Annotated in this window: 13 protein-coding genes; 9 read left to right on the forward strand and 4 right to left on the reverse strand. The window is 62.7% G+C overall.

Going from position 1 to position 13,168, the window contains the following annotated elements; genetic code table 11:
• Genes AB1495_RS11240 through AB1495_RS11250 form a run of 3 tightly spaced genes read left to right on the forward strand, consistent with a single transcriptional unit; the run spans position 1 to position 2,855 of the window.
• Positions 1 to 906 (forward strand): ABC transporter permease subunit, encoded by a 906-nt coding sequence (locus tag AB1495_RS11240; RefSeq protein WP_074635644.1) that lies wholly within the window; start codon positions 1 to 3, stop codon positions 904 to 906.
• A 3-nt stretch (positions 907 to 909) separates the two neighbouring features.
• A complete protein-coding gene (locus AB1495_RS11245; RefSeq protein ID WP_064216034.1) occupies positions 910 to 1,887 on the forward strand; it encodes an ABC transporter ATP-binding protein in 978 nt (325 codons plus the stop codon).
• Complete coding sequence (locus AB1495_RS11250; protein WP_005852507.1) at positions 1,884 to 2,855, forward strand: ABC transporter ATP-binding protein; 972 nt, start codon at positions 1,884 to 1,886, stop codon at positions 2,853 to 2,855. The genes AB1495_RS11245 and AB1495_RS11250 overlap by 4 nt, the downstream gene beginning before the upstream one ends.
• Positions 2,856 to 2,892: 37 nt before the next feature.
• Here the strand turns inward: AB1495_RS11250 and AB1495_RS11255 are convergent, their stop codons facing one another.
• Entirely contained in the window at positions 2,893 to 3,780 is an 888-nt protein-coding gene (locus tag AB1495_RS11255) for a 2-dehydro-3-deoxygalactonokinase (RefSeq protein WP_074635645.1), read from the reverse strand.
• Between the two features lie 172 nt (positions 3,781 to 3,952).
• Here AB1495_RS11255 and AB1495_RS11260 point away from each other — a divergent pair, with 172 nt between their 5' ends.
• The 6 genes from AB1495_RS11260 (at position 3,953) to panC (ending at position 9,667) form a co-directional block, all read left to right on the forward strand.
• Positions 3,953 to 4,876 (forward strand): choline ABC transporter substrate-binding protein, encoded by a 924-nt coding sequence (locus AB1495_RS11260; protein WP_074635647.1) that lies wholly within the window; start codon positions 3,953 to 3,955, stop codon positions 4,874 to 4,876.
• Positions 4,877 to 4,960: 84 nt separating this feature from the next.
• Complete coding sequence (gene choW / locus AB1495_RS11265; RefSeq protein WP_074635648.1) at positions 4,961 to 5,794, forward strand: choline ABC transporter permease subunit; 834 nt, start codon at positions 4,961 to 4,963, stop codon at positions 5,792 to 5,794.
• 8 nt (positions 5,795 to 5,802) lie between these two features.
• The gene (gene choV, locus AB1495_RS11270; protein WP_235208498.1) at positions 5,803 to 6,831 is read left to right on the forward strand and encodes a choline ABC transporter ATP-binding protein; all 1,029 of its coding nucleotides are present in this window, start codon (positions 5,803 to 5,805) and stop codon (positions 6,829 to 6,831) included.
• A gap of 69 nt (positions 6,832 to 6,900) precedes the next feature.
• A complete protein-coding gene (locus AB1495_RS11275) occupies positions 6,901 to 7,842 on the forward strand; it encodes a DMT family transporter (RefSeq protein WP_074635650.1) in 942 nt (313 codons plus the stop codon).
• A 155-nt stretch (positions 7,843 to 7,997) separates the two neighbouring features.
• The gene (gene panB, locus AB1495_RS11280) at positions 7,998 to 8,825 is read left to right on the forward strand and encodes a 3-methyl-2-oxobutanoate hydroxymethyltransferase (RefSeq protein ID WP_074635652.1); all 828 of its coding nucleotides are present in this window, start codon (positions 7,998 to 8,000) and stop codon (positions 8,823 to 8,825) included.
• Positions 8,822 to 9,667: a pantoate--beta-alanine ligase gene (gene panC, locus AB1495_RS11285; RefSeq protein WP_074635653.1), complete on the forward strand. Its 846-nt coding sequence runs from the start codon at positions 8,822 to 8,824 to the stop codon at positions 9,665 to 9,667. Before panB ends, panC begins: the two co-directional genes overlap by 4 nt.
• 73 nt (positions 9,668 to 9,740) lie before the next feature.
• On the opposite strand, the gene AB1495_RS11290 is transcribed toward panC, so the two are convergent.
• The 3 genes from AB1495_RS11290 to AB1495_RS11300 all read right to left on the reverse strand — a co-directional run bounded on the left by AB1495_RS11290 (position 9,741) and on the right by AB1495_RS11300 (position 13,155).
• On the reverse strand, positions 9,741 to 11,258 hold the full coding sequence (locus tag AB1495_RS11290) for a catalase (RefSeq protein WP_037943874.1): 1,518 nt from the start codon (positions 11,256 to 11,258) through the stop codon (positions 9,741 to 9,743).
• Positions 11,259 to 11,362: 104 nt separating this feature from the next.
• Entirely contained in the window at positions 11,363 to 12,130 is a 768-nt protein-coding gene (locus tag AB1495_RS11295) for an ABC transporter ATP-binding protein (protein WP_074635655.1), read from the reverse strand.
• Positions 12,127 to 13,155, reverse strand: coding sequence for an iron ABC transporter permease (locus AB1495_RS11300; protein ID WP_237279937.1), 1,029 nt, complete (start codon positions 13,153 to 13,155; stop codon positions 12,127 to 12,129). The genes AB1495_RS11295 and AB1495_RS11300 overlap by 4 nt, the downstream gene beginning before the upstream one ends.
• Between the last annotated feature and the right edge of the window lie 13 nt (positions 13,156 to 13,168).

The following is a 13,168-nucleotide window of genomic DNA, read 5'->3' on the forward strand; positions in this document are numbered from 1 at the left end:
ATGGACGACGCACTCTCTGCCGAAGCCGCAATGGTCCAGGAACGTCCGGGCCGCTTGCGCGAATTCTGGTTCTACTTCCGCGAAAACCGCGGCGCTGTCATCGGGCTGTGGATCTTTGCGGTCTTTGCCTTTCTGGCCCTGTTCGGCCCGTGGGTCGCCCCCCATGACGCAACCGAGCAATTCCGCGCCGCCACCCTACAGCCCCCCGCGTGGCAAGAGGGCGGCACCTGGACCCATATCCTGGGCACCGATCCGCTTGGGCGCGATATGCTGTCGCGTCTGATTGTGGGCGCGCGTTATTCCTTCTTTGTGGGGGTCGTCGTTGTCTCTATCGCGGCGACCGGCGGGATCATCATCGGGCTGATCGCGGGCTTTGCGCCCAAATGGGTCGATAGCATCATCATGCGTGTCATGGATATCGTGCTGGCGTTCCCGTCCCTGCTGCTGGCGTTGGTGCTGGTGGCGATCCTTGGGCCGTCGCTGACCAACGCGATGATCGCCATCGCGATTGTGTTGCAGCCCCACTATGTGCGCCTGACCCGCGCCAGCGTGCTGTCGGAACGTCAAAAGGATTACGTGACTTCGGCCCGCGTGGCGGGGGCAGGGATCTTGCGGCTGATGTTTGTCACCGTGCTGCCCAACTGCCTTGCGCCGATCATCGTGCAGGCCGCGCTGTCATTCTCGACCGCGATCCTTGATGCCGCGGCCTTGGGCTTTCTGGGGATGGGGGCGCAGCCGCCCACGCCTGAATGGGGCACGATGCTGGCCGAAGCACGCGAGTTCATCCTGCGCGCCTGGTGGGTCGTGACCTTCCCCGGCGTGGCGATCCTTGTGACCGTGCTGGCGATCAATCTCATGGGTGACGGCCTGCGCGACGCGCTTGATCCGAAACTGAAACGGAGCTGAGCCATGACACTTTTGCGTATCAGAAACCTAAGCGTTGATTTCGCCACGGCCTCGGGCAAGTTCCGGGCGGTGGACGGCGTCGACCAGGACGTGAACGAAAGCGAGATCCTCGCGATTGTGGGGGAAAGCGGGTCGGGTAAATCCGTGTCGATGCTGGCGCTGATGGGGCTGCTGCCCTGGACCGCTACCGTCACCGCGGACGAGCTGACCTTTGACGGGCACAACCTGCTGACGATGGACGCCAAGGCGCGCCGCAAGATCGTCGGCAATGATCTGGCGATGATCTTTCAGGAGCCGATGTCATCGCTTAACCCCTGTTTCACCGTGGGCTGGCAAATCCGCGAGGCCCTGCGGGTGCATCTTGGCATGGGCCGCCGCGAGCGTCAGAAACGCGCGATCGAGCTGTTTGAACAGGTCGGCATCCCCGATCCCGAAAAGCGCCTGTCGGCCTTCCCGCACCAGATGTCGGGCGGGATGAACCAGCGGGTGATGATCGCCATGGCGATCGCCTGCAAGCCCAAGCTGCTGATCGCCGATGAACCTACCACGGCGCTCGACGTGACCATTCAGGCACAGATCCTTGATCTGCTCGCGTCCCTGCGCGAGGAAACGGGCATGGGGTTGGTGTTGATCACGCATGACATGGGCGTGGTTGCGGAAACCGCCGAACGGGTCAGCGTGCAATATGCCGGCCAGAAGATCGAAGAGCAGCCGGTGATCCCGCTATTTGACGCGCCGCACCACCCCTATACCTCGGCGCTGCTGGATGCGCTGCCAGAACGGGCGACGGAAAAGCGGCTGCCGACCATTCCGGGCGTGGTGCCGGGACAATTCGACCGCCCCGCAGGATGCCTGTTTTCGCCACGCTGCAAATTTGCCAACGCCAAATGCAAGTCCGAAGCGCCGCCCGCCTTGGGCCCTGATCTGGGCTATGCGCGTTGTTTCTACCCCTTGAACACAGACGAAAGGGTCGCATCATGACCGCACCTGTGATGACTGCAACGGCGCTAGAGCGTCACTATGAAGTCGGCGGCGGGCTGTTTCGCAAGCCGCGTACGCTCAAGGCCGTGGGCGGGCTTGATTTCGCGCTCTATCCCGGCAAGACGCTGGCCGTCGTCGGCGAAAGCGGCTGCGGAAAATCGACCTTGGCGCGGATGGTCACGATGATCGAAGACCCGACCGCCGGATCGCTGACACTGGATGGCAAACCCGTGGTCCGCGAAGACTGGGCATCGCTGCGTAAATCGGTGCAGATCGTGTTCCAAGACCCCTATGGCTCGCTCAACCCGCGCCAGCGGATCGGCGCGATCCTCGAAGAACCTCTCAAGATTAACCGCCCCGACATGAGCAGCAAGGAGCGTACCGCCAAAGCGCGCGAGATGCTCGGGCTGGTGGGCTTGCGGCCTGAACATTTTGACCGCTATCCGCATATGTTTTCCGGCGGGCAACGCCAGCGGATCGCGATTGCGCGGGCGTTGATGCTGGATCCCAAAGTGCTGGTGCTGGACGAGCCTGTGTCCGCGCTGGACTTGTCGATCCAAAGCTCGGTGCTGAACCTGCTGGTCGATCTGCAGGAACGTCTGCAACTGGCCTATCTGTTCATCTCCCATGACCTGAGCGTCGTGCGTCACGTGGCGGATGAGGTGATTGTGATGTATCTGGGGCGCGCGGTCGAACGCGGTAGCCGCGATGATGTGTTCGGTGCGCCGTTCCACCCCTATGCCAAGGCGCTGCTGTCGGCCACGCCCCAAGCGGACCCACGCGGCGCGAAAGAGCGGATCAAGCTGCAAGGCGAACTGCCATCGCCACTGGCGATCCCCGATGGCTGCCCCTTTGCGCCACGGTGCTGGAAAGTGCGCGACAAATGCCGCGCCATGCGGCCCGAACTGCCGCAGGGGCATCATGCCGCGGCGTGTTTCTTCCCTGAAAACGGTGGCACCCCGGCCTAGGGCCGGGGGCGTCGTCGCTTATCGCGCGCGGGTCAGATCAACTGGCGCTTGCGTCGGCGCAAAGCCGTAGCCCGGCGCGCACATGGTCGCGGCGCGAGACGTGGCTGGCCGTCAGACCCTGGGCGGCAAGCCCGCGTGCATAGAGCAGGGCGAGCGGGCTGTCGGACAGGATGACCACCTCGCGGCCCAGCCAATAGGCGCGGGCACCGGCCAGCTCTAGCCCGATCAGCAAACCCATCAACCGTGACCAGCCTGCGTCCGTCGTGGGGCCGTCTATGGTGGCTTGCGCCGAAATCTCGGCCAGCGCGGTGGCAAAGATTTGCGGGCGAGCCATGACATCATTCACGGCGGCGTCGAAAGTATCCTCATCCAAGGCACCACCGACAACCGCCTTTGACAGCGGGGCTGTCGCGGACAACTGCGCGGCCATCATGGGGGTGAGAAAACTTTGAAAACTGACGACCTCGCGGGCGCTGATGTGGGCCCATGTGGACTGCGCATCAAGGCAACAGATCACCCCGTCAAACTCGGGCGCTGCCTGAAGGTAGCCCGCAATCGCCGTCTCGGCCCCTTGCATGATCTGGGGCGGGCTGGCCTGTTTCAGGCCGGGCACCGCGCGTAGTTCCAGCCGCGGGTCATCAACCTCCAGGGCAAGCACCCCGCCCAAGGGCTCTGCCGGAACGGGGCGCAGGCTGCTGGCGGGCAGGGCGGGCAGCCCCGCGACGATCACCGGCAAACGCTGTTGGTCCGACAAATAGGGCGACAGCAAATCCGTCAGGGCCGCGACAAAGCCGTCTTCGGCAGGCAAAGCAGCGACCGGCCCGTCGGCCTGCGCCAGCACATCGCCGCGTGGATCATGCACCCACAGATGCATATGCCCATCCGCGACATCGACCCCGATCCACGCGGGGCTTGCACCGCTCACGCGTGGGGGCCTGTGAAGAGGGGAATGGGAAAATAGGGGGTGCCGATCATGGGGTGTCTCCTTGCCTGAGCCGCGTCTTGCCGCGCGGTCGTGTATAAATCGGGTTGCATCAAAGCGCGCAATCGCGCTCTATTACGCGATCAACAATAAACATAACGGGAGTTCCTCTGCCATGAAAGTTCTTGCAGCAACCACCGCGCTTACCCTGTCCCTTGCCAGCAGCCTTGCTGCCGCAAGCTGTGACGAGATCACCTTTTCCGACGTAGGTTGGACCGACATCACCGCGACCACTGCCGCGACCACCGTCGTGCTGGACGCTTTGGGCTATGAGACAGACGTGAAAATCCTTTCCGTTCCAGTGACCTACACGTCGATGGCCGCAGGCGATGTGGATGTGTTTCTTGGCAACTGGATGCCCACGATGGAGGCGGACATCGCCCCGTACCGCGAGGATGGCAGCGTTGACACAGTGCGCGCGAACCTGACTGGCGCGAAGTACACGCTGGCCGTGAACAAAGCCGCCGCTGACATGGGGATCAAGAATTTCGCCGATATCGCTGCCAATGCAGACGCGCTGGACGGTCAGATCTATGGCATCGAGCCGGGCAATGACGGCAACCGCCTGATCCAGTCGATGATCGACGACAACGCCTTTGATCTGGCCGAGTTCGAGGTCAAGGAATCGTCGGAGCAGGGGATGCTGGCACAGGTCAAACGCCTGTCCGCCAAGGGCGAGCCTATCGTCTTCCTTGGTTGGGAACCGCACCCGATGAACGCGAACTTTGATCTGACCTATCTTGAAGGCGGAGATGATTTCTTTGGCCCCGATCTGGGCGGTGCGACCGTGCACACAAACACCCGCGCCGGTTTTGTCGAGGAATGCCCCAACGTGGGCAAGCTGCTGACCAATCTGGAATTCACCCTCGCTATGGAGAACGAGATCATGGGGGCCATTCTGGATGACGGCGAAGAGCCCCGCGATGCGGCGACAGCTTGGATCAAGGCGAACCCTGATGTGCTCGACACATGGCTGGACGGCGTGACCACCGTGGACGGTGGCGACGCGATGGCGGCCGCCAAGGCCATCGTCGAATAATCCACCCTTAGGATGTGAAAAGGGCCTGCCATCGGGCGGGCCCTTTTTGCCATCATCGCATGATACCAGCCTCCGGAGGTTCCCATGAACTGGCTCACCGATAACAAGATCCCGATTGATGACGCCGCAGAGGCGGTTTTTGATTGGCTGCTGATCAACGCCGGTTGGCTGTTCGACGGGCTGGCCATCGCGATGGAGTGGTTGATTGACGCGATCCTCTGGGTGCTGCAAACGCCACATCCGCTGATCGTTATCGCTGTCTTTGGCGCGCTGACCTGGGCGATCCAGCGCAACTGGAAAACCCCGCTGCTGATCGTGTTGGGGTTCCTGTTCATCCTCAATCAGGATTACTGGGAAGAAACCACCGAAAGCCTGACGCTGGTGCTGTCGGCCTGTGTGGTCTGCATGGGCGTTGGTGTTCCCATCGGCATCGCCGCGGCGCATCGACCGCGCATGTACCGCTATATGGCACCGGTGCTGGACCTGATGCAGACGCTGCCCACCTTCGTTTATCTTATTCCAGCGATTGTCTTTTTCGGCATCGGCATGGTGCCGGGGCTGATCGCGACGGTGATCTTTGTCCTGCCCGCGCCGATCCGGTTGACGCAGCTTGGTATCGCCTCCACCCCCAAGGCGCTGCTTGAGGCCGCGCAGGCCTTTGGCGCGAAGCCCAGCCAGACCCTGTGGAAGATCGAACTGCCCTATGCGCTGCCGCAGATCATGACCGGTCTGAACCAGACGATCATGCTGTCGCTGTCGATGGTGGTGATCGCGGCCCTCGTGGGGGCGGATGGCCTTGGCGTGCCGGTGGTGCGCGCGCTTAATCAGGTGAACACGGGGCTTGGCTTTGAATCGGGGCTGATCATCGTCGTGGTCGCCATCATGCTGGACCGGATGCTACGGGTGACACGGAAATGAGCGATCAAATGACCAACCCCGCAAACGCCGTCGAATTCGACAATGTGTCCATCGTCTTTGGCCCGAAACCGGCCAAGGCGCTGCCCTTGATGGATGCCGGACAAGACCGCGCCGAAATCGAGGCCGAGACAGGCCAGATCCTTGGGGTGCATAACTGCACGCTAGACGTCAAACAGGGCGAGATCCTTGTGCTGATGGGCTTGTCCGGCTCTGGCAAATCCACCTTGCTGCGCGCGGTCAACGGGTTGAACCCGTTGGTGCGTGGATCGGTGCGGGTGCATGATGGCGACTGGAGCTGTGACGTCACTGCCAGCTCTGCCGCTGATCTGCGCCGCGTGCGCCGCGAATGTGTGTCGATGGTGTTCCAGCAGTTCGGATTGCTGCCGTGGCGCACGGTGCGCGACAACGTGGCGCTTGGGCTGGAACTGGCCGATGTCCCCAAACGCGAACGGCTTGAACGGGCAGAGGCGCAGCTCAAGCTCGTTGGTCTGGCAGATTGGGCTGACCGCAAGGTCAGCGAACTGTCGGGCGGGATGCAGCAACGCGTGGGGCTGGCCCGCGCCTTTGCCACCGAAGCCCCGATCCTGCTGATGGACGAGCCTTTCTCGGCTCTTGATCCGCTGATTCGCACCCGTCTGCAGGACGAGCTGCTTGATCTGCAACGCGAGTTGAAACGCACGATCATCTTCGTCAGCCACGATCTGGACGAAGCCTTCAAACTGGGCGGGCGCATCGCGATTATGGAAGGCGGGCGCATCGTGCAATGCGGCACCCCGCGCGAGATTTTCTCGAACCCCGCGTCGGACTATGTGGCGGAATTCGTGGCCAATATGAACCCGCTTGGCGTGCTGACGGCCCGCGATGTGATGGGCCCGCCCGCCGCGACATCGGACGGGGCCGTCGCCGCCGAGACGCCGGTGGCCGAGCTGATTGGCAAGATCGGCGATGATGCGCAGGCGATCCCCGTGGTCGAGGACGGAGAGACGATCGGCACCGTCACCGCAGGCAGTATCGTATCGCGCTTGCAGTCCGAATGATGCTTTGACCTCAGGCGCTTGGCGGGTCATCACTACGCCACGAGACCGCGTAGCGCAGGGGATTACAGAATGACGGATCAGGAAAGCTCGGGCCGCCAAAGCAATGCGCTTGGCGTGGCGGGTGTGCTTTTTGCGGGCATTGTCTGGGGCACCACCGGCACCGCCGCGACCTTTGCCCCTGACGTGAGTGCTGCGGCGATCGGTGCCGCGGCGATGGGGATCGGCGGCATCGCGCAGGCGCTGCTGGCGCTGCGGGGCATCGCCCATGCGCGTGCGCAACTTTGGCAGCAGCGTGGGTTGCTGCTGCTGGGGGCCTTGGCGGTGATGATCTATCCGCTGGCGTTCTATGGCTCCATGCGGTTGGCGGGGGTGACCATCGGGACCGTCGTCACCATCGGCACCGCGCCCCTGTTTGCCGCGCTGATCGAATATGTGATGGAGCGATCTTTGCTGACCCTTCGGTGGAGCCTTGGCGCGCTGGCGGGCGTGGCGGGCATGGTGCTGATCTGTCTGGCCGAGGGCGGGCATGGGGCCGTGGGGGGCACCAATGTGCCGCTTGGGGTCGTGCTGGGGCTGCTTGGCGGGTTTACCTATGCGCTGTACAGCTGGACGGCGCGCGCGATGATGCTGCGCGGCCTGCGGTCTTCGGTGGCCATGGGTGCCACCTTTGGACTGGGCGGGCTGATGTTGATGCCTGTGCTGTTGGCGACCGGCGGCCCGCTGCTGGCCTCGTGGGGGAATGCGGCGGTCGGGCTTTATATGGCCTTTGTGCCGATGTTTCTGGGCTATATCTGTTTCGGCTACGGGCTGTCGCGGGTGCGGGCGAGTACCGCCACGACCCTGACGCTGATCGAGCCGGTGGTCGCGGCACTGCTGGCCGTTGTCGTGGTGGGCGAACGCTTACCCCCCCTTGGCTGGGCCGGCGTGGGGCTGGTTGTGCTTTGCCTGCTGGTGCTGACCGTGCCCACGGGGCGGGGCGCGCAGCCAGTGGCCCCGATCCCGCCCAAGTAGTATCGGATTCGACTGACGCAGCGACATGGGTAAAATTCTTGCTCTTTTGCTACCTACATCGCGACGTTTTGGTCTAGAAGCATCGCCAAGCCGCCCCATGCCCCGCCATGGCCCCGATAGATTGCAGACGACCTTACCAAAAAGGACCGCCACAGATGAGCGCCACAGCCCGTAAGACCGCCCCCATGCCGACGGATATTCTGGCCCGCAAAGGGGGGGCTCCGCTGGTGAGCCTGACCGCCTATACCACGCCGATGGCGCAAGTGATGGATGGCATCTGCGATTTCGTGCTTGTGGGCGATTCAGTGGGGATGGTGCTGCACGGGCTGCCCTCGACGCTGGACGTCACGATGGAGATGATGATCCTGCACGGTCAAGCGGTGCGGCGCGGGCTGACACAGTCGATGTTGGTGATCGATATGCCCTTTGGCAGCTACGAGCAAAGCCCGGCCCAAGCCTTTGAGAACGCGGCACGCTTGATGCGTGAAACCGGTGCCGGTGCGGTCAAGCTTGAAGGGGGGGAGGTGATGGAAGACACCATCGCCTTCCTGACCAAACGCGGCATTCCGGTGATGGCGCATATCGGCCTGACGCCGCAGTCGATCCACACGCTTGGCGGGTACAAGGTGCAGGGGCGCGGTGCGGCCGCCACGCAGCTGATGGCCGATGCGCAGGCGGTGACGCGGGCAGGGGCCTTTGCCGTGGTGCTTGAGAAAGTGCCGCAAGCTTTGGCGGACCAGATCACCAAGACCGTTGCCATTCCCACCATCGGCATCGGTGCGTCAGCGCAATGCGACGGGCAAATTCTGGTGGTCGATGACATGCTGGGGCTGTTCACTGCCTTCAAGGCTAAATTCGTAAAACGCTATGCCCATCTGGGCGATGACGCAAAGGCGGCGGTGCAGGCCTATGCCGACGAGGTCACGGCGCGCTCCTTCCCCGGACCCGAGCATGTATTTTCTGACGAGGTTTCCAAAACATGACACCCGAAATTATCCGCACGCTGGTTGAACTGCGCAGCAAGGTCGGCGGATGGAAAGCCGCGGGCGAAAGCGTCGCCGTGGTGCCGACGATGGGCGCGCTGCATCAGGGACATCTGAGCCTCGTCCGGGCCGCAAAAGAGGCGTGCGACCGTGTGATCGTAACGATCTTTATCAACCCCAAGCAATTCAACAACCCTGAGGACTACAAGAACTACCCCCGCACCGAGGAAGAGGACGCGCGCAAGCTGATCGCGCTAAAGGCGGATGTCGTCTATGTGCCCGATGGGGAACAGATGTACCCCAATGGTTTCGCGACAACTGTGTCGGTCGAAGGCATCACCCAAGGGCTGTGCGGGGCGCATCGGGCAGGGCATTTTGACGGCGTGGCCACCATCGTGACCAAGCTCTTTACCCAGACCCAGGCGGACAAGGCATTCTTTGGCGAAAAGGATTATCAGCAGCTTCAGGTGGTGACCCGTCTGGCGCTTGATCTGGACCTGCCGATAGAGGTGATCGGTTGCCCCACCATCCGCGAGGAGGACGGTCTGGCCATGTCCTCGCGCAACCTGCTGCTGTCGGATCGCGCCCGCACCTGGGCCCCCGAACTTCACCGCGCGATGGAGGAGATGGCAGAGGGGCTGCTTGCTGGTGGCGATCTCGAAACACTCCGCGCTGCGGCAGTGTCGCGGGTGGAACGTGCGGGCTTTACGCAGGTGGAATACCTTGACCTGCGCTCTGCTGACCGGTTGGAGCTGATGACCACGCCCGACCGCCCCGCACGTCTGTTGGCCGCCGCGTGGCTGGCCGGTGTGCGGCTGATCGACAATATCGCCGTCGGTTAAATCGCTCTGGAACATGCAAAAAAGCGGGGCCCGCGAAGGCCCCGCTGATTGTCTGGCTCGGAATGGGGCGGCGTTACTTGCCGCCGATGCTGAGGGCAGAAGCCATACCGGGGGCTTTGGATTCCCCGCCCAGCTTCTCGCGCACACCGGCCTCGATCTTGTCGCCGGTGTCTTTGTCGATATTGCGCCAGTATTCAAAGGCACGGACGAGTACCTTTTCGCTGACACCGTCGCACAGGTGCCCCACCACGTTCGATACCAAACGTTCGCGGGCATCGGCGTCCATCACCTCGCGGACGAGCTTGCCGGCCTGGCTCCAATCATCGTCATCGGGGCGCAGGGTATAGGCCTGACGCACCATGTCGCCATCGGAATACCATAGGCCCGCTTCATGCTGATGCGGCTGCGCAGAGGGCCCACCATATGAGTTGGGCGCGTATACCGGATCAGACACTTTTTCAGTCCGGCCCGCACCATCTTTTGAATAGCTATGGGTCGGCGATACGGGTTTGTTGACCGGGATCTGCTTGTAGTTGACACCCAGCCGCGCGCGGTGCGCGTCCGCGTAGGAAAAACCCCGTGCCAACAGCATCTTGTCTGGCGACAGACCCACGCCCGGCACCATATTGTTCGGCTCGAATGCGGCCTGTTCGATCTCTGTATGGAAATCGGTGGGGTTGCGGTTCAGGGTCAGCTTGCCGACCTCGATCAGCGGGTAGTCCTCGTGCGGCCAGACCTTGGTCAGATCAAACGGGTTGATGCGATAGGTCTTGGCATCCTCGTAAGGCATGATCTGCCACTTGAGCGTCCAGCTGGGGTAGTTCCCGTCGCGGATGTTGTTGAACAGATCGGCGCGGTGGTAATCGCCGTTGGTCCCCGCCAGCTTGTCGGCTTCATCCTGGCTAAGGTAGGCATTGCCGTCGCCCTGATCGGTGTGGAAGTGGAACTTGACCCAGAACTTTTCACCCTCGGCATTGACCAGCGAATAGGTGTGGCTGGAATACCCGTTCATCTCGCGCCAGTTTTTCGGAATGCCGCGGTCGCCCATGAGATAGGTCACCTGATGTGCGCTTTCGGGCGAGAGAGTCCAGAAATCCCACTGCATATCGTGGTCGCGCATGTTGTTATCCGCACGGCGCTTCTGGCTGCGGATGAACTGCTGGAACTTGATCGGATCGCGGACAAAGAAGATCGGGGTGTTGTTGCCGACCATGTCAAAGATGCCTTCGTCGGTGTACATCTTGACCGAGAACCCGCGCGGGTCGCGCCATGTATCGGGGCTGCCGCGTTCGCCTGCCACGGTTGAAAACCGCATCACCACATCGCATTTCGCGCCGGGCTGGAAGATATTCGCCATCGTGTATTTCGACACGTCTTGCGTCGTCTCGAAGGTGCCAAATGCGCCCGAACCTTTGGCGTGGGGCTGGCGCTCTGGAATACGTTCACGGTTAAAATTCGCCATCTGTTCAAGCAGATAGTGGTCATTCAGCACGATCGGGCCATCGGGGCCGACGGTCAGCGAATGTTCATCGCTTTGAACGCGAATTCCGGCGTCTGTGGTTGTGGGAGGGGTTTGCTTCTTGTCGGTCATCTGTAGCTACTCCTTCAGGGTCCACAGGCAAAACCTGTAGCGTGACGGATGGTTCCCGACCAAATGTGTAAGGAGTTGGATAGAGCCGTGGCCGGTTGGCGCGCTTAATGGGTCGCCGTGTGAAAGCGGATCACCTGCGCGTTATCCGTCGGATCGACAAGGAAATGCCCGCAGACGCCAAAGACCTCGCGCAGGAGGGGTTCGGTCATGATCTCGGAGGGGGTGCCAATGGCGCGCAGCTTGCCCTCTTGCAAGACGCAGATCCGGTCGCAGAGCGTGGCTTGGTTCAGGTCGTGCAGGGCAATGATCGCCGTTGTCGGCAAGCGCTGGATCAGTTCAAGGATCGACAGCTGGTGGCGGATATCCAGATGGTTCGTCGGCTCGTCCAGCAGCAGTACTTGCGGCCTTTGGGCCAGTGCACGGGCGATATGCACGCGCTGTTGTTCACCGCCCGACAGCGTGTGCCAGTGGCGGTCGCCAAAACCCGACAGATCCACATCCGCCAGCGCCTGCGTGACGATGGCGTCGTCCCCTGCGCTCCACCCGCGCAGGGCGGACAGCCACGGGGTGCGGCCCAGTTCAACGGCGTGGCGCACGGTGATGCGATCTGCGGTATCGGCGTGTTGTTCGATCAGGGCCAGCCGCTGCGCAATGTCGCGCTGGCGCATCTTTGCCAGCGGTGCGCCGTCCAGTTCGACCCGCCCGCGCGAGGGTTTCTGAATGCCGGCAAGCATATGCAGCAAGGTGGATTTGCCCGACCCGTTGGGCCCGATCAGCCCCAGCTTTTCGCCCGGCCGCAAGGACAGGGACACGTCGTTGACGATGGCGCGGTTGCGCACCCGCCAGCCCAGTTCGTGACAGGACAGAATCATGGCGACGTCCTTTTGCCAATCAGGATCAGCGCGAAAACCGGCGCGCCGACCAAAGCGGTCACCACTCCGATGGGCAGCACTTGGCCCGGTACAATCACCCGTGAAATCACATCGGCAAAGACCAGAAACACCGCCCCCGCCAGTGCAGATGCCGGCACAAGGATCGCATGACGGTGACCCACGACGATGCGCATGGCATGGGGGATCACCAGCCCGACAAAGCCTATCGCCCCGACCACCGAGACCATTACCGCCGTGACCAACGCCGCCGTGCCGATCAGCAGCAACTGCACGCGGCGCACCGGAATGCCCAAGGACGCTGCGCTGTCGCTGCCGAAGGTAAAGGCATCCAGCGCGCGGGCGTGCCACAGGCAGGCCAGCAGCCCGATCATCGCCGCGGGCAGGGCGCTTAGTACATCGGGCCAGCGCACGCCCGACATATTCCCCAAAAGCCAGAACATGATGGCACGGGCCTGTTCGGCATTGGCCGATTTCGTGATCATCAGCGCGGTCAGAGCGTTGAACATCTGGCTGCCCGCAATACCGGCCAGCACGATCACGCCCGCGGCCCGCAGGCCCACACCGCCCCCTGCCGCCTGCGCCAGCAAGGCCACAAAAGCGAAAGCCACCAGCGCCCCGCTGAACGCACCGATAGACAGCGAGATAGCACCACCCCCCAGCCCGAGGATGGTCACCGCAACAGCGCCGGTGGACGCCCCCGCAGAGATGCCCAGCAGATAGGGATCCGCCAGCGCATTGCGCAGCAGTGCTTGCAGCACGACGCCCGACAGCGCCAGACCGGCGCCGCAGCACATTGCCACCACGGCCCGCGCCATGCGGTAGTTCCACACGATGCCCTCGTCGATCTTGTCCACCGCATAGCCCGCGTTCAGCGCCTTGTTGGCCAGCACCTTCAGCACCACCAGCGGCGGGATAGAGACCTCGCCGATGGCCGCACCAAACAGCAGTGCGGCCAGCAGCACCGGCGGGATGATCACCCACCAGTGCCACTGCGGCCTGCGCATCACAGAGCGGTCG

It is taken from the genome of Sulfitobacter pontiacus, assembly GCF_040790665.1.
In the GTDB taxonomy this organism is placed as follows: domain Bacteria; phylum Pseudomonadota; class Alphaproteobacteria; order Rhodobacterales; family Rhodobacteraceae; genus Sulfitobacter; species Sulfitobacter pontiacus.